Source organism: Ruegeria jejuensis (assembly GCF_041537905.1).
Lineage (GTDB): Bacteria > Pseudomonadota > Alphaproteobacteria > Rhodobacterales > Rhodobacteraceae > Ruegeria_C.
Genome location: NZ_JBGRUO010000004.1, coordinates 198,032 through 215,025 on the forward strand (window position 1 = coordinate 198,032; position 16,994 = coordinate 215,025).

13 protein-coding genes are annotated in these 16,994 nt (G+C 57.6%); 3 read left to right on the forward strand and 10 right to left on the reverse strand.

The window, feature by feature from the left end; translation table 11 throughout:
- Positions 1-11 precede the first annotated feature (11 nt).
- The 6 genes from AB1E34_RS06965 to AB1E34_RS06990 form a co-directional block, all read right to left on the reverse strand.
- Positions 12-644: a DedA family protein gene (locus AB1E34_RS06965; protein ID WP_372571613.1), complete on the reverse strand. Its 633-nt coding sequence runs from the start codon at positions 642-644 to the stop codon at positions 12-14.
- Between the two features lie 993 nt (positions 645-1,637).
- Positions 1,638-3,281 (reverse strand): ABC transporter ATP-binding protein, encoded by a 1,644-nt coding sequence (locus tag AB1E34_RS06970; RefSeq protein WP_372571614.1) that lies wholly within the window; start codon positions 3,279-3,281, stop codon positions 1,638-1,640.
- Complete coding sequence (locus AB1E34_RS06975; RefSeq protein ID WP_372571615.1) at positions 3,278-4,144, reverse strand: ABC transporter permease; 867 nt, start codon at positions 4,142-4,144, stop codon at positions 3,278-3,280. Before AB1E34_RS06975 ends, AB1E34_RS06970 begins: the two co-directional genes overlap by 4 nt.
- Positions 4,141-5,118, reverse strand: a complete 978-nt coding sequence (locus AB1E34_RS06980; protein WP_372571616.1) for an ABC transporter permease — start codon at positions 5,116-5,118, stop codon at positions 4,141-4,143. Before AB1E34_RS06980 ends, AB1E34_RS06975 begins: the two co-directional genes overlap by 4 nt.
- Before the next feature lie 54 nt (positions 5,119-5,172).
- Complete coding sequence (locus AB1E34_RS06985; RefSeq protein WP_372571617.1) at positions 5,173-6,753, reverse strand: ABC transporter substrate-binding protein; 1,581 nt, start codon at positions 6,751-6,753, stop codon at positions 5,173-5,175.
- Between the two features lie 199 nt (positions 6,754-6,952).
- Entirely contained in the window at positions 6,953-7,885 is a 933-nt protein-coding gene (locus tag AB1E34_RS06990; RefSeq protein WP_372571618.1) for a LysR family transcriptional regulator, read from the reverse strand.
- 165 nt (positions 7,886-8,050) lie between these two features.
- Here AB1E34_RS06990 and AB1E34_RS06995 point away from each other — a divergent pair, with 165 nt between their 5' ends.
- From AB1E34_RS06995 to AB1E34_RS07005, 3 genes are all read left to right on the forward strand, one after another.
- Positions 8,051-9,631, forward strand: coding sequence for an amidohydrolase (locus tag AB1E34_RS06995; protein WP_372571619.1), 1,581 nt, complete (start codon positions 8,051-8,053; stop codon positions 9,629-9,631).
- Positions 9,624-10,490 carry a CobW family GTP-binding protein gene (locus AB1E34_RS07000; protein ID WP_372571620.1) on the forward strand — a complete coding sequence of 289 codons (867 nt, stop codon included), beginning with the start codon at positions 9,624-9,626 and terminating at the stop codon, positions 10,488-10,490. The genes AB1E34_RS06995 and AB1E34_RS07000 overlap by 8 nt, the downstream gene beginning before the upstream one ends.
- Before the next feature lie 221 nt (positions 10,491-10,711).
- Entirely contained in the window at positions 10,712-13,504 is a 2,793-nt protein-coding gene (locus tag AB1E34_RS07005; RefSeq protein WP_372571621.1) for a bifunctional aconitate hydratase 2/2-methylisocitrate dehydratase, read from the forward strand.
- A 157-nt stretch (positions 13,505-13,661) separates the two neighbouring features.
- Here the strand turns inward: AB1E34_RS07005 and AB1E34_RS07010 are convergent, their stop codons facing one another.
- Genes AB1E34_RS07010 through AB1E34_RS07025 form a run of 4 tightly spaced genes read right to left on the reverse strand, consistent with a single transcriptional unit; the run spans position 13,662 to position 16,900 of the window.
- Entirely contained in the window at positions 13,662-13,937 is a 276-nt protein-coding gene (locus tag AB1E34_RS07010) for a DUF6525 family protein (protein ID WP_372571622.1), read from the reverse strand.
- Positions 13,937-14,572 (reverse strand): DUF1826 domain-containing protein, encoded by a 636-nt coding sequence (locus tag AB1E34_RS07015; protein WP_372571623.1) that lies wholly within the window; start codon positions 14,570-14,572, stop codon positions 13,937-13,939. The genes AB1E34_RS07010 and AB1E34_RS07015 overlap by 1 nt, the downstream gene beginning before the upstream one ends.
- Positions 14,569-15,783 (reverse strand): GTP-binding protein, encoded by a 1,215-nt coding sequence (locus AB1E34_RS07020; RefSeq protein ID WP_372571624.1) that lies wholly within the window; start codon positions 15,781-15,783, stop codon positions 14,569-14,571. Before AB1E34_RS07020 ends, AB1E34_RS07015 begins: the two co-directional genes overlap by 4 nt.
- Positions 15,776-16,900: a CobW family GTP-binding protein gene (locus AB1E34_RS07025; protein ID WP_372571625.1), complete on the reverse strand. Its 1,125-nt coding sequence runs from the start codon at positions 16,898-16,900 to the stop codon at positions 15,776-15,778. The genes AB1E34_RS07020 and AB1E34_RS07025 overlap by 8 nt, the downstream gene beginning before the upstream one ends.
- Positions 16,901-16,994 lie beyond the last annotated feature (94 nt).

Here is a 16,994-nt window from a genome sequence, read left to right on the forward strand (position 1 = left end):
TGGGTGGTGCGTCATGGAGATGGTTCCCTGGCGCCCGAACTGCGCGCTTTCAGACCGCTGCGACCGAAAACAAACACCAGCACCAGGATTGCCGGAATCAGTATGGCTGCAATCAACGACAGGTGGTGAAGGGCTTTCGGCAGCAGAGAGATGTGCTGCCCGAACTGATAGGCAAGTGTTGCCCAGAATGAGACCCAAAGCGCGGAGCCCACTACGTTGGCAACAAAGAACCTTGGCCAGGGCATGTTTGCCGAGCCAGCAACCAGACCGTTGAGTTGCCGAAGCAATACAAAAAACCGGGCACAGACCACGACATAGGCGCCATATTTCTCCGTTGCGCGTTCTGCCGCCTGATATTTCGCCTCAGAGATACCGAAGCGGCCACCATATGCCAGGATCAGCGCGCGACCGTAGCGTCGGCCAATCAGGTAGGCGACGTTGTCGCCTGCAATGGCGGCAAGGCCGGCGACCGCAGCAACCGCCACGATGTTAAGAGATCCATTGGCCGCAACAGCGGACGTGGCGACCAGTGCGCTTTCTCCGGGTAGCGGTAGCCCAAACGTTTCAAAGAACAGCGTCACAAAAAGTACAATGAGACCGTAACTTTCGATCAGGCTTGCGAAGTGTTCTGGAAGGTGATGCATCTTGAAATCGGACTCTATCGTAACGGCGGTCGAAGGGAAGTCCGATCATCTCCGACAGTTCTTGCGCCGTCCCTCAACAAGAGCGCGCGCAGGTTGTTTCAGAGAGTGCAGCGGGGAGTTGGAACAGCAAAGCCGGAGTAGAACCGGTGCGTTGGTCGAGTGGATAACCGGCTCGCAGAAAAGTTAGGGGGATCGACCTGTAATTGATCGATCCCCTCAAAGCCTGAGGTCCGAAGAGGGGGCTGTCGAACCTCATGTCCAAAGTGGTAAACAGACGGCTAACACCGCGCTATTGGGGGATTCCCGTAGGACCAGGAATATTCAGACTCTCGGTTCGTGAGTGTATTGTTCCTGTTTGAGACTTCCTGCCAATGGCATGACGCTAACCCATTGTTAAATATTTGCATTAAGGTGGGATACTTCAATTTATCTTCACCGGCGGGCGGATCGTATAGCCGCCAATTGTTCGGTGATAGCGTCGCCGCAAACCCACCAGCATGCGCGCTATATGCAAAAGCTGGCGACAATTGCTCAGAATGGCTTGGATTGTTCTTTCAAAAGCTCAGATGGTCCTATGCCAAAAAACCGCCGCAGAGTGCCGGAAACCTCAGGAATCTCTGGATTGCAAAGCCACTTCGGGCGAGTCGCGTATTTGTGGCAAAAACAGGCCCGAAAGTTAACTTGCTACGCTTCTCGCCAGTGAATAACGCTCTTTTCCAGCCATTGATCGAGCCTTGTGTGAGTTGGGGGGTGCGTCGGTTGTGGCCAGGGCCGGGTGGGTGTGTGTTTGCCCCCCAGCCCGCCTATTTCCACCTCAAACCAACCCCATGATTCAGACGATCGAGGACGCGTGGCCGAAATCAACGTGATTGCCGCTCCAACGGAGCTTGCCGTAACCACCGCGCTCACAAGGCACACAGGCATGACCCGTATTAGCGGATGAATCGGCGGCCCTTCGGACCGGACGATCAGGATCTACGGCAAAGATCCGGGCTAGGGCGTGGCAGGTGAGTCATTGCGGGCACGATCGATCGTCGGCACCGCCGCGAGCAGATTGCGCGTATAGGCTTGGCTTGGATTGGAGAAGATCGTTTGCCGATCGCCAAACTCAACAACATCGCCCATATACATGACGGCGATTTCGTCGCAGACCTGCTGAACAACGCCGAGGTCGTGGCTGATGAACAAATAAGTCAAATTCAAATCACGCTGCAAATCTTGCAAGAGATCGAGGATTTGCGCCTGAATGACCACGTCCAAGGCCGAAACGGCCTCATCACAGATGATCAGGGACGGATTGGTAGAAAGTGCGCGCGCGATGCTGATACGTTGGCGCTGACCGCCGGAAAACTGATGGGGGAACAGCCGCATCTGATCCCGGTGCAGCCCGACCTTGTCAAACAACTCGGCGATCCTGTCATCGCGTTCAGAGGCGGGCAGGGTTCCCAGATTGTCGAGCGGTTCGCGAACGATGTCACCAGCGCGCAGGCGCGGGTTGAGCGAGCTATAGGGATCTTGAAAAATGACCTGAACCTTGGCGCGGGCCCGGCGCAGGTCTTCCCCCTCAAGCCCAAGCATGTCGGTCCCATCCAGCGTGACCTGTCCGGCCTGTGCATCAACAAGGCGGGCCACAGCCAGCGCCGCAGTTGTCTTTCCCGAACCGCTTTCGCCGACGATCGCAAGCGTTTTCCCACGCATCACATCAAAGCTTATTCCATTGACGGCGGTGAACATTTCGCGCTTTCCGAACCGCTTCTTCACCGGGAATTGCACGGTCAGGTCGCGGACCGAGAGCAGTGGCTTTTCGGTGTTGGGCGCCTGCGTGGCAACGGTCGGCGCGGCTTCGGTCGTCAGATGCGGTACGCTTGCGATCAGGGTTTGCGTATAGGGATGTTGAGGACGTTGAATCACCGCCTCTGCCTCTCCGTCCTCGACCTTCTCACCGCGATACATCACCACCACGCGATTGGCCATTTCGGCAACCACGCCCATGTCGTGCGTGATCAGGATCGTTGCGGTTCTGGTTTCGCGTGCCAGCTCGCGCATCAACTCGAAAATCTCTGCCTGCACCGTTACATCCAACGCGGTCGTGGGTTCGTCCGCGATCAGGATCTTTGGTCGACAGGCCAGCGCCATGGCGATCATGACCCGCTGGCGCTGCCCGCCCGACATTTCATGCGGATACGCCTTTGCGCGTCGTCGGACATCTGGAATGCGCACGGCATCCAGCAAATCGATTGCACGGGACCAGGCGTCCTGATTGCTGAGACCCTTATGCAGACGCAAAACCTCGGCGATCTGTTCGCCCACGGTGTAGACCGGGTTGAGCGAGGTCATCGGCTCCTGAAAGATCATGCTGATCTGGTTGCCCCGGATGGCGCGCAGCGACGCGTCATCCATATGGGTCATATCGCGGCCTTCAAACAGGATGCGGCCTTGTGCGATCCGACCGATTGAGGGCAAAAGCCCCATGACGGCAAGCGCGGTCATGGATTTGCCACTGCCTGATTCACCCACGATGCTGAGCGTTTCGCCAGCGTTCAGGTAAATTGACAGGTCATCGACAACGGGAACCATCCACTCGCGCGCGGCCAGTTCAATACGTAGATTTTCGACGGACAGAAGCGGGCTGGTCATCGTTGTCTCAGCTTTGGATTGAGCGCGTCGTTCAGGCCGTCCCCGACGAGAGAGATGGCGAGAACGGTCACAAAGATCGCCACACCCGGCACCGTGACCGTATAGCTCGCATCCAGGATGTATTCGCGATTGGATCCGATGATCTGGCCCCAGCTGGCCACGTTCGGGTCAGTCAGCCCCAGAAAGCTCAGACCCGCTTCGAACAGGATCGCTGAGCCGACCATGAGCGCCGCCTGAACAATGATCGGCGGCAAGGCGTTTGGCAAAATCACCCGAAAAATCAGACCACCATTGCGCACCCCGCCCGCGCGCGCGGCCGTCACGTATTCAAGCTCGCGGATGCGCAGAAACTCGGCGCGGGTGATCCGCGCGACGGCGGGCCAGCTGACCAGACCGATGGCGATGGTGATCATGGTCAACGACGCGCCGAAAAGTGCCACGATGACCATCGAGAAAAGCAGTGTCGGCAATACCTGGAAGAACTCGGTAAAGCGCATGAGCACTTCTTCAACCCATCCGCGATAAAACCCCGCAAGCGCCCCAACGGTGATGCCGATCGTGACGGTCACAAAGGCGGCCGCCAACCCAACGGTCAGCGAGACCTTTGCGCCGTGGATCAGCAGCGACAGGATATCGCGGCCCAGATAGTCCGTGCCTAACAGGTACCCATCCTGCCCCGGAGGCGTGAAAGGCGCCCAGACCATGTCGAACGGGTTGCCGGGATAGACCAGCGGTCCGAATATCGCGACGCCGACGATCAACAGCAAGACGATCAATCCTGCCACAGCCGCATGATTACGGCGGAACATCTCGAACGCCTCGGCAAAGGGCGACCGCGCCTTTATCGTCTTCTGATCACTCATCCGCGCCCCCTGACTCTGGGATCGATCATGCGCAACACAACATCCGTCAACAGGTTGCCGACGATCACGACAAGCGCCGAGAAAAACAATATGCCCAATATCGTAGGCGTGTCCCGGGCCAGGATCGAGGTCAACGCCAATTGTCCCAGACCCGGCCAGGAGAACACGGTCTCGACCAGTACCGCGCCAGAGATCACCGCCGAAAACTGTAAACCCGCCAGTGTCACGACCGGCGGCAAGGCGTTCTTTAACGCGTGCTTCATGACGACATCGCGTGGGCGCAGGCCCTTGGCCTTGGCGGTCCGCACATAGTCCGACCCCAGAACTTCCAGCATCGAAGCCCGGCAAAGTCTTGAATAGAGCGCGATGAAGATCGAGCCCAGTGTGAGCATCGGCAGAACGAGGTGATGCGCGATGGAGAGTGCTTGCGGGAAAAACCCGCCCTCAATCGTCACGTCGCGCATACCGGCCACCGGAAATAGTGGAATCTTGAGCGAGAAGGCAATCAGAAGCAGTATTCCGGTCCAGAAAACCGGGGCCGCGTATCCGAATAGCGCAAAAAGCGTCACGATATGGCTGAACAGTCCGTTTGGCTTTTGGGCCGCGAATACGCCCAGCAGGATGCCCAGTATCAATGCGAAGATTTGGGCCGCGAATACCAGCAGCAGGGTCGCTGGCAGGCGTTCGAAGATCAGTTCGGTGACGGGTCGGTTGTAGAAATACGAATAACCCAGATCGAACTGCAAGACCCTGCCGATATATTGCCCAAGCTGAACAATGATCGGTTGGTCCAGACCGTATTCGGCGCGGATTTGCGCCATCAACTCGGCATTCGCGCCGCCCATATCGGCGGCGATCGTGTCAACCACGTCGCCGGGGGCGAGGTTGATCATCGTGAAATTCAGGACAAGCACGGCGATAAGCAGCACCACTGCGTAACCAATGCGCTGCGCCAGAACTTTCAAAAACGCCATGCCCAACCCCGAAGTTGCCTGCCCCGAGGCTCGGGACAGGGTTACTTGACTGTCTTATTCTTCTTTCAGGTAAACAAGGTCATAGGGCGAGGATGACGCCCAGATCCCCAGAGGCGGGTTGCCCACCTTGTTGGAATAAACCGTGTGGTAGGGCAGCGTGTTGGTCCAGTAGACTGGCAGGTCCTCGGCGAGAATCTCCTGAAACTCGCGATAAAGCGCCGCGCGTTTTTCCGAGTCGATCTCTTGCCCGGCGGCGTTCATCAACTCGTCAATCTTGGGGTTCGTATATTGCTGCGTGTTGGACCAGATGACCCCCTCCTTGATGTTCTGGCTGTCATAGGTGCGGTGCACACCGATCACGGGATCGCCCCAGTTGAACACGGTATCCCAGGTCATGTCGAAATCGTGGTTCGAGATCTTGCTGGCCCATGTGGGAAAGTCCACGAAGGAGTTAACCGTGACGTCAATGCCGACCTTGGCCAGCGATGCTTTGGTGAATTCAGCCTGCGGTTTCGTGGTCGGGTTTCCGTGATCTATGGTCAGGGCAAAACGAATACCGTTTGCGTCTTTCGGATATCCGGCCTCATCCAGCAGCGCATTTGCCTTGTCGAGATCAAAGTCATATCCGTTTACGCCTTCGTAATAGAGCGGTGACCCGGGGTGAATACCCGTTTTGGCGTCCTGACTCAGGCCCAGCATGATAGCGTTCAGGATGAACTCTTTGTCCACGGCATAAGCAATAGCCTGACGCACCCGTTTGTCGGCGAGCGGACCGTCTTGACCGGTGTTGAAGGCCAGCCAGTTGATCGGTCCGATCGCGGCATAGCCTTCGTCGGTGACGGTAATGTTTTCATTCTCCGACATCCGTTTGATGTTACGCACGGTGTTTTCAAAGGTGGTCATGTGCAGTTCGCCATTCTCCATACCGATGGAGCGCGCGGCGGCATCCTTGATGATGCGATAGACGATACGATTCAGATAGGGGCGGCCTTCGATGAAAAAATCATCATTGCGCTCAAGGATAACCTGTTGATCGGGTGTGAATTCCACGAATTTGAAGGGCCCAGAGCCAACGACATCCTGACCGTTTCGCGGATGGGATTTGGGGTCTCGTCCATCACCGTAGATATGTTTGGGGATGATCGGCATCAGCTGTGAAGACATCGCGAGCAAAAGTGCCGGGTGGGGCTGGCTGAGCTTCAATACAGCCGTGTGCTCGTCTGGGGTCTCGACTGAATCGACGACACCGAACATGGTTTTGAACGGGTGATTGGCCTTGATCGTCTCTACCGAAAACGCCACATCCTCGGATGTGATGGGCTCGCCATCATGAAAGCGCGCATCTTTCACCAGATTCAGGGTCATCGACAAACCGTCATTGGACCAGGCCCAGCTTTCTGCAAGGTAAGGCTGCGGCGTCCAGTCTTCGTCATACCGCAACGGCGCTGCAAAGAGCTGCGCACCTGGCGCACCTGTCACAATGCCGGATTGAACCGCAGGGTTCAGGTGGCGGGGTGTCTGCGGCAGAGTCGTGATCAAAGTGCCGCCCTTGACCGGTTCATCGGCATAGGCCGCGCTGACAAGCAGCGCCGCAGCGACCGCTGAACGCGTCAATGCCTTTAGAAATGTGGTCATCGTAGGACCTCCTCGGTTGGAAACAGAAGCTTTTTTGTTGGATTTTCTGAGAGCGTAGGCTCAGCCATGGCCACGGCAAAATAGATTTAATGAGGCCATATACCACATTTTATGGTGAATGCGGGTCAGATCAAACACGGTTGCTATGTCCAAGACAGGTGCCAGCTGTCGCGCCTCGGCCGAGATTTCGAGGGGTTGTTCAGGGCAATCTTACGGCCATCTCTTCAAACACGCCTTCGTCGCGCAAGGCGGTGCAATGTTCCATAAAATGCCGTACTGGCCTTGGCGAAACGATGCGCGATTGGGTCACGATCCCGAAGGGCCGCGCCGGGATCGGATCAGAGATCGGAACAACCGAGCATCCACGCTGCGCCAGCGACGACGTCGCGGGCCGTGCATTGAGGATGGTAAAGCCGAACCCCGATGCGACCAGAGTACGGATCATTTCCACCGATGATGAAGTATGAACCACATTGACCGATAATCCCGCTTTTTCAAAAAGGTCTGAATAATAGGCGCGGGAACGCGGCAGACTTAAACTGATCATCGGAAGATTGGTCAGATCAGCCAGCCGGACCGAGGGTTGCCGGGCAAGCGGATCCTGCGCATTCACCATGGCGTAATGGGGCAGATCCACCATCAGTTCGAAACTCTGCTGATCGGTGATGACCTCTTTGTAGCTGAAGGCCAGATCAGCCTGTCCGGATTCCAGAAAATCAATGACAGTGTCCATATTGCCTTCAACCAGCTCAAACCGAACGCCCGGAATATCTGCCTGAAACCGTTCGATCGCTGGTGGAAGAAACGTCGCCGCGGCTGTTGCGAAACAGGCCAGCCGTATCGTGCCGGTCAATACGCCGCCGATCGCCTGAAGCTCTGTCTCGAAATCCCGGTGGTGTGACAGGAAGCGACTGACAAGCCGCAGCGCATCCAGCCCTGCGGGTGTCGCCTGCAGGCCCTTCGCCGGGACGCGGTTGAAAATGTCGAAACCCAACTCTGCCTCAAGCGAGTCAATCGCGGCGGTTACCGAGCTTTGCGAAATGCTCATCGCCTCGGAGGCACGAGTGATCGATCCAAGGCGCCCGGCAGCCTCGACATAGCGCATCTGTTTCAGGGTCAGAGCCAGTGACATGGATTCCTCCAAAAAACAGAGTTTCTCTGATCATTAAATCTAGTTTCTGCTGCATTGAAAACCTCATAGCTTCACAGGTGCAGCAGGCATCCTGGGACTGTCACGCCAATGATTACAATTTTCTCCGCCCGAAAAATCCTGACCATGAACCCTCGGCGTCCTGTCGTGAGGCATGTTGCTATCAGAGACGGCGTCATTCTGGGCGCGGGCGATTTGGAAGAACTCCGAGGCTGGGGCCAGCACAGGATAGATGACCGGTTTGCCGACAAGGTTCTTATGCCGGGCCTCGTGGAAGGTCACTGCCATTTGCAGGAAGGTGCCCTTTGGTCCCACACCTATGTCGGCTTCTTTGACCGAATGTCGCCTGAGGGTGAGATGCAGGCAGGGTGCAAAACCGTCGATGAAATGCTGGCCAAACTTGCCGCCGCGGAAGCAAGGCTTGATAGTCCGGACGCGCCGCTTCCCGGCTGGTCGCTTGATCCCATCTATTTCGACAATCAGAAAATCACCCGCCACCAGCTTGATGCGATTTCAAGCACGCGCCCGATTGGTGTCATGCATGCCTCCGGTCACATCATGAATGTCAATTCCAAAGCACTGGAACTGGCCGGCCTGATGCGCACCGGTATCAATCACGAGGGGGTGCCCCTTGGGAATGATGGTCTGCCAACGGGTGAGCTCAGAGGTCCGGACGTCATGAGCCCGGTTTCGATCCATGTCGGCTTTGACAGGGATATGCTGTCCTGCGACGAACATGGTATGTGGCGCTTTGGCAGGCTGTGTGTACGTGCCGGTGTGACCACCGCAACCGATCTGGCCGCCCGATTGCCAGAAGATGCGGTTGAAACTCTGCGACATGTAACCGGAAACGACCGCTATCCGGCACGCATCGTACCGCTGCGGTTCCATCACGGCGTCAGCCCGGAAGACCTGATCGCGCATGTCGAGGCGCTGGCGCCGCAATCCACCGACAAGCTACGGTTGGGGCGGATAAAGATCGTCGTCGATGGCTCGATCCAGGGGTTTACGGCCCGCTTGCGTGCGCCGGGATATTACAATGGTGCGCCAAACGGGCTTTGGTACATCGCGCCGGAGCAATTGGCCTATATTCTCGAACACGCGCTGCGCAAGGGAATCCAGGTCCATACCCACACCAACGGTGATGAGGCCACACAGCTGGTTCTGGATACCATGCGGCGCGTCTTGCGAAAGGCCCCGGCGCGCGATCACAGGTTTACGCTGCAACATTGCCAACTTGCGGATACAGCGCAGTTCCGACAAATCAAGGAGCTGGGTCTTTGCGTGAACCTGTTTGCCAATCACCACCACTACTGGGGCGATCAGCATTATGAACTGACCGTTGGACCAGAGCGCGCCGAACGCATGAACGCTGCGGGAACCGCCGTGCGCGAGGGTGTTCCCTTTGCCGTCCATTCCGACGCGCCCATAACGCCGCTGGGCCCGTTGTTCACGGCCTGGTGCGCCATGAACCGGCGGACAGCGTCCGGCCGTATTCTTGGCGAGGCCGAGAAGATCACCCTGGATCAGGCGCTGCGCGCGATTACTTTGGGGGCGGCTTACACCTTGCATCTGGACAAGGAACTCGGGTCGATTGAAACAGGCAAACGCGCGGATTTTGCGGTGCTTGAAGACGATCCCGAAGAAATGGGCGTCGAGCGGTTGAACGAGACAAGGGTTTGGGGAACCGTGCTTGGCGGCAAGGTCTTTGGAACGTGTGATGTCTGACCCCGCTCTGCCCCTCACGATTATCGGTGGCTATCTCGGTGCAGGCAAAACTACCCTGGTCAATCACCTGCTGCGAAACGCGCAAGGGCAACGCCTCGCGGTTCTGGTAAACGAATTTGGCAGCCTGCCGATAGATGCCGACCTGATCGAGGCGCAGGAAGGTGACCTGACTGTTCTGGCAGGGGGGTGCGTCTGTTGTTCCTATGGCGATGACCTGATGTTCGCCTTGACGCAAATTCAGAAGCTCGATCCCGCGCCCGATCATGTCCTGCTTGAGGCATCCGGTGTCGCATTGCCCGGCGCTATAGGCTCTGCAATAGGACTTTTCGGGGACGATATCCGGGTCCATGGCATCGTCATCCTTGCAGATGCAGAAACCTTGCCTGGCCATCTCAACGACACATACATCGCTGACACCATCAGCCGGCAGCTTGACTCTGCTGACGTTGTGATCCTGACGAAGAGCGATTTGGCCTCCCCAGATCAGATGCGCCGAAGCCTCGACATCGTCCACGAACACGCCCCTTTGGCCGGTGTCGTCGAAAGCCGGGGGCAAGACGTCAATAGCGAATTGATCCTAAGCCATATCGAGGCACTCAAAAAACCCGGGCAAAGTCGAGGCGCACATAGCATTCGTCTCGTTACAAATGTCCTTGCGATGTCAGAGCCTGTTGACCCCGAGGCTTTTGCCCAAACGTTGTCAGCTGATCCGGATATTCTGAGGGCCAAGGGCCACATGATTTCCGCACAAAACCAGCAGCCCGTGACGTTGCAGTTGGTCGGTCGGCGTTACTCAATTACTGGCGCACCTCCCACCGCCAAACCGGGCGTTGTTGTGATCCAGAAAGACCATAGTTGAGCTCTGGCCTAGTCGCTGCAAAACCTCAGCCGCGAGTATTTCCGGTCAGAAGCTTGGTCGGCGGTGCTGGTTGCTTGCCTGTTACCGCTTCTGACCGGGCAGAAGGTTGCGCAGAGCATAAGTCAGCGCTTGCAATGTATACGAAAGTATACCATATGGTCACAACCGAAGCTCCCTGAGCCTCGTACGCCTTACCCAGACCGCCACATTTGGAACGCCTCATGAGCCTGTACACAGACTATCTAGCCGAAATTGAAGCCCGCAAGGAACAGGGGCTGAGCCCCAAGCCCATCGATGAGGGCGCTTTGACCAAAGAGGTCATCGCTCACATCAAGGATTCAAGCAGCGCGCATCGTCAGGATTGTCTGCACTACTTCATCTACAATACGCTGCCAGGCACCACCAGCGCTGCGGGTGAAAAAGCCCGGTTTCTGAAAGAGATCATTCTGGGTCAGGCGGTTGTTGAAGAAATCACGCCGGCCTTTGCTTTCGAGCTGTTGTCCCACATGAAGGGTGGACCATCGGTTGGGGTGCTGCTGGATCTGGCGCTTGGAACCTATGCGGCGATCGCGCGTGATGCGGCCGAGGTTCTGAAAACACAAGTGTTTCTCTACGAGGCGGATACCGATCGGCTGAAAGAAGCCTTTGATGCGGGCAACGCCATGGCTGCAGATATCCTTGACAGCTATTCCAAGGCCGAGTTCTTTACCAAGCTTCCCGAGCTGGACGAGGAGGTCAAGGTTGTCACCTATGTCGCGGCCGAAGGCGACATCTCCACCGACCTTCTGTCGCCCGGCAACCAGGCACATTCGCGCTCTGACCGCGAGTTGCACGGCAAATGCCTGATTTCAGAAGAGGCGCAGAAAGAGATCGAAGCGCTGAAGCTTCAGCATCCCGACAAACGCGTGATGCTGATTGCCGAAAAGGGCACCATGGGCGTCGGGTCCTCGCGGATGTCGGGGGTGAACAATGTGGCGCTGTGGACCGGCAAACAGGCCAGCCCCTATGTGCCGTTCGTGAACATCGCGCCGGTTGTGGCCGGGACAAACGGAATTTCTCCGATCTTTCTGACCACTGTCGGCGTGACGGGCGGGATCGGTGTCGACCTGAAGAACTGGGTCAGGAAAACCGATGAGGACGGCAAACCGATCCTCAACAATGATGGCAACCCCATTCTTGAGCAGAAATATTCGGTCGAAACAGGCACGGTCCTGACGATCAATACCAAAGACAAGAAGCTCTATAATGCGGATGGCAGCCAGGAACTGGTGGACATGGCTGGCTCGTTCACGCCGCAAAAGATGGAGTTCATGAAGGCGGGCGGCTCCTATGCCATTGTCTTTGGCAAAAAGCTCCAGACGTTTGCCTGCGAGGCGCTGGGCGTCGAGCTCAAATCCGCCTTCGCACGCTCCAGGGAAATCAGCCATGAGGGTCAGGGGCTTACCGCAGTTGAGAAGATCTTTAACGCCAATGCACGGGGCAACACACCGGGCAAGGTTCTGCACGCAGGTTCGGATGTGCGGGTCAAGGTGAACATCGTGGGCAGTCAGGACACCACCGGCCTGATGACCAGCCAGGAGCTTGAGGCCATGGCCGCCACGGTTCTGTCCCCATCGGTGGACGGCGCTTATCAGTCTGGTTGCCACACGGCCTCGGTCTGGGATCTGAAGGCGCAGGCAAATACGCCGCGGCTTATGGCGTTCATGCATAAGTTCGGCCTGATCACCGCTCGCGATCCCAAGAATGTTTATAACGCGATGACAGATGTGATCCACAAGGTGCTCAATGACATCACCGTGGATGACTGGGCGATCATTATTGGCGGCGACAGTCACACCCGCATGTCCAAGGGCGTGGCTTTTGGCGCGGATTCCGGCACCGTGGCATTGGCGCTGGCGACCGGTGAGGCGACGATGCCCATCCCGGAATCGGTCAAGGTGACCTTCAAGGGCCAGATGGCCCCGCACATGGATTTCCGCGATGTGGTCCATGCCACGCAGGCGCAGATGCTGGCGCAGCACGGCGACAACGTCTTTCAGGGTCGGATTATCGAGGTCCATATCGGCACTCTACTGGCGGACCAGGCCTTTACCTTCACCGACTGGACGGCCGAAATGAAGGCGAAGGCGTCGATCTGTATTTCCAACGATGACACGCTGATTGAGTCGCTGGAAATCGCTAAGTCGCGCATCCAGATCATGATCGAAAAGGGAATGGATAATGATGCCCGGATGCTGCAGGCGCTGATCGACATCGCCGACCAGCGGATTGCCCAGATCAGATCTGGTGAAAAACCGGCGCTGACTCCTGATGACAGCGCCAAATACTTTGCCGAAGTGGTCGTCGATCTGGACGACATCATCGAACCGATGATTGCCGATCCCGATGTGAACAACGCGGATGTGTCCAAGCGCTATACCCATGACACGATCCGCCCGATCTCGTTTTACCGCGCGGAAAAGAAGGTCGATCTTGGGTTTGTCGGCTCTTGCATGGTGCATAAGGGCGATATCAAGATTGTCGCCCAGATGTTGCGCAACCTTGAGGCCGAATACGGCAAGGTCGAATTCAAGGCGCCTCTGGTGGTTGCCGCTCCGACCTACAATATCATTGATGAGCTCAAGGAAGAGGGCGACTGGGCCATCCTACAAAAGTATTGCGGTTTCGAGTTCGATGACGCCGCGCCCAAGCAGACGGCGCGGACAGAGTATGAGAACATACTTTATCTCGAACGCCCGGGCTGCAACCTGTGCATGGGCAACCAGGAAAAGGCGGCCAAGGGCGACACGGTGCTTGCCACCTCAACACGGCTGTTCCAGGGGCGGGTTGTGGCGGATTCCGCAACCAAGAAAGGCGAGTCCCTGCTGGGCTCGACCCCGGTTGTGGTCCTTTCCGCGATTTTGGGCCGAACGCCCACCTTGGACGAATACAAGGTCGCCGTTGAGGGTATCGATCTGACAAAGTTCGCGCCGCCGCTGGCGAAACCCGCCCTGAGCCGGTCTGCGCATTTCTAACGGGCTTGCCCCTCACCCTGTCGGTCAGCGCTGGCAGGGTTTCCTTTGGACGCCGGGCTTGGGCGGCCGGGCCGTAACCTGTCTCCTATCACTGAACGGACTCATAAAGGTAAGGGATCGGAGGCGCCTTCAAGGCGCGTAAGGTCAGTCGTTTAAATCATGTGGCGGCGCCAAAGCTTCCTTGACATGCCAACTGGCTATCTTTTGCTATCTGTGCCGCCTCAAGGTGCCCCAATTCGTCCAATGCCCGGCTTTGGTCTCCTGTCTGGGCAAGCGCCTTGTTGTAAGCGCGCAGGACCGAACGCGGTCGCCAGGGCAAGGCCGCCTGCGTAATCCAGGCCCGCAAAACCGGTGGGAGCCGGTCAAATTCGCGCATTGGATCTTCTCTGCGGCGGCGCTTGCGGAGTTTTGTCTGGCCAAGGTTGCGACCCATCACTCGACCTCATCGGTGTCAAAGACCGGATCAAGCACAAGAACCAGACGTGTTTCGCCCGTACTCGCGATGGGTGGCGAACGGTGCAGCAGGCCAGAGGGCGGGCTTTGCGGCCAAAGCGTGCCGCGCATGACCATTGGCGCTCCGGTGCCCAAGGTGAAGACCCGTTTAGGATCTTCGCCATCTGGCGAAATACCATATTGGGTTCCTGTTCCCCGATAGGTGCAGATCAACCGGGCATGAATTGCATCGATGTGGAACTTCTTGCACGCGTCTGTGGTGATCACATCCAGGCGAAGGCGCAGATAGGGCGCGCGCATCATCTCTGCAAAACGCGTGGCGAGGTCCGAGATATCCTCTTCAAGCCAGGCGCGTTCGGGGACGTCTTCGATATCCGAGGTATCGCATAGGTGGCGCACTGCATTTTTCGCGGCGTCCGGGCGCAGCACGAGCCGCGCCTTGGGCAGTTTCGAAGGATCCAGTGCATTGATCCAAGTTTGAAATTCAGAGGCAAGCTGGCGACGCCAGAGCGTCGCCGCGCATCCGGCCTGAGAAATTCGTGCCAACCCGTCTGGTTTATCGGTGATGCCAACACCCACCGCTGCGTTTTTGATCTCGGTCCGGGCGTAGCTCATGCGGCATCCTCCACGCGGCGCCACAGTGGAAAGGGATCCGGCAAGTCCTGCGGAAGGCTCTCCGGGTCTGCGGCAAGGGTTTCGGGCAGCAGGCAGCCGTCGAGCCTCGACTTCAGGGCCAGCCAATCGATATCCGCGCCGATAAAGACGATCTCCTGCCGCCGGTCACCCCAGGGGGCCATCCAATGCTGCTCAATATAGTTCAACGCCGATGGGTGATCGGGCCAGCGTTCCTTTGGTACCGATGCCCACCAGGTTCCAATTGGTTTGACGCTTGACAGCGCACCGGCAAGCGAGAATTCGGCAACCCAAGCGGGTCTGGATGCGATCCAGAAATGACCTTTGGCGCGGATCACGCCGGGCATGTCGTCGTTCAGCACGGCCAGGATTTTCTCGGGCTCAAACGGACGGCGCGCGCGGTATACATAAGATGAAACGCCGTATTCTTCGGTTTCCGGGACATGGTCGGCAAAGCCGTAAAGCTCTTTGGCCCACATCGGATGTTCGTGGGCGGCGTCGAAATCGAACAGCCCGGTATTCAGGATTGCTGAACTTGCAACCTCGGAATGGTTCGTCTCGATGATTTGGGCATCGGCATTCAGGCTGCGAATGATCTTTCGCGCAGCATCGGTACGATCCGGGCCCGCATCGTCCACCTTGTTGAGGATGACGACATCGGCAAATTCAATCTGGTCCGTCAGCAGGTGAACCAGTGTGCGTTCATCCTCGTCCCCGAGTGTTTCACCACGGTCGCGCAGAAAATCATGGCTTGAGAAATCGTTGAGCAGGTTCACCGCGTCCACAACCGTAACCATCGTGTCGAGACGGGCGACATCCGACAGGCTTTCGTCATGCTCGTCGCGGAAGTCAAAGGTCGCAGCCACGGGCAAGGGTTCAGAGATGCCGGTCGACTCGATCAGCAGGTAATCGAACCGGCCTTCAACAGCCAACCGCCGGACTTCGGCCAGCAGGTCATCCCGCAGGGTGCAGCAGATACAGCCGTTCGACATCTCGACCAGCGTCTCGTCGGTGCGGCTCAGCTCGGTTTCGGCGCGCACAAGATCGGCGTCGATATTCACCTCGGACATATCGTTTACGATCACAGCGACACGCCTGCCTTCGCGGTTGTTCAGCACGCCGTTCAGCAGGGTGGTTTTTCCGGCGCCCAGGAAGCCGGACAACACGGTGACGGGAAGACGGGTATCAGTCATGGGTCAGAAACACCTTATCTTTCGTGGTGGAATCGGGTTGATGGGCGCGCAGCATGTCGAGGCTGCGCTGCAACTCGGGACGGCCAAGGTCGCGGGCGATGACCACAATGCGCGAGCGGCGGTCGTCGCCCTCCCAGTTCTTCATCGGGACGGGCGGGTCGAAAATGTGTTGGACGCCATGGAACACGAAGGGTGTTTCGATACCATTGAGGAACACGATGCCCTTGACGCGCAGAATGTCCGGGCCCTTGAGCGCGATCAGCGAGTCCAGCCAAAGGTCAAAAGCCGCGTCTTTCAGCGGCGCGTCCAGCACGATCGAGGCCGAGCTGATCCGTTTGTCATGAGGAGGCATGGCCATGGGCGATGCCTTGGGGCCGGAGAGGCCAGAGAGGTTGCCAAGCGGGTCAAATTCAGGCGGCAGCGCAGGTGTGGTCCACGCAATCGCATCTTTCGGGCTGATGTCCTTGCGCAGGCCGCTCAGCCCCCACAGTTTGTTGAGCTTGAAGCGCCCGCCAACCGGTCGTTCGATCTGCGCGGTGGGGTTCAGACCACTCAGGCGGAGTGCAAGCGCATCTGCTGCGGCGGGTGGGACCAGATCTGTCTTGCTGAGCAGGATGAGATCAGCCATCGCAACTTGGGAAACGGCCTCGAACTGCGCGTCCAGTGTGGCTGGCCCGTTGGCCGCGTCAACAACGGTGACCAGCCCGTCCATGCGGGTGGCGCGCGCCAGTTCGGGATCGACCAGAAGCGTCTGCAGAATAGGGCCCGGGTCCGCAAGGCCGGTCGTTTCGATAACGATCCGTTCAAACCGAAGGACTCCGTCATCTCGTCGCTCGATCAGATCTGCGATGGTCCCGGACAGATCGCCGCGAATGGAACAGCACAGGCAGCCCGACTGCATTAGCACGATCTCGTCTTCAACGGATTCGATCAGGTCGTGGTCCAGCCCGGCTTCGCCGAATTCATTCACGATCACAGCGATTTTCCCGGTCGAGGATTCGGATAGCACCGCGTTCAGAAGCGTCGTCTTTCCGGCCCCCAGAAAGCCGGTCAGAACGGTGACCGGTATCCGCCGGTCCGTTATGTCCTCAACACTGTTTGTTGCTTGGGAAATCACTGCTTTCTCCTTGATTCATTATGTAATATCATCACATTTCTTGTGGAGAAAAAACAAACGGGCCAAATCATCGTGACAGCTCAAGTTGAAAACA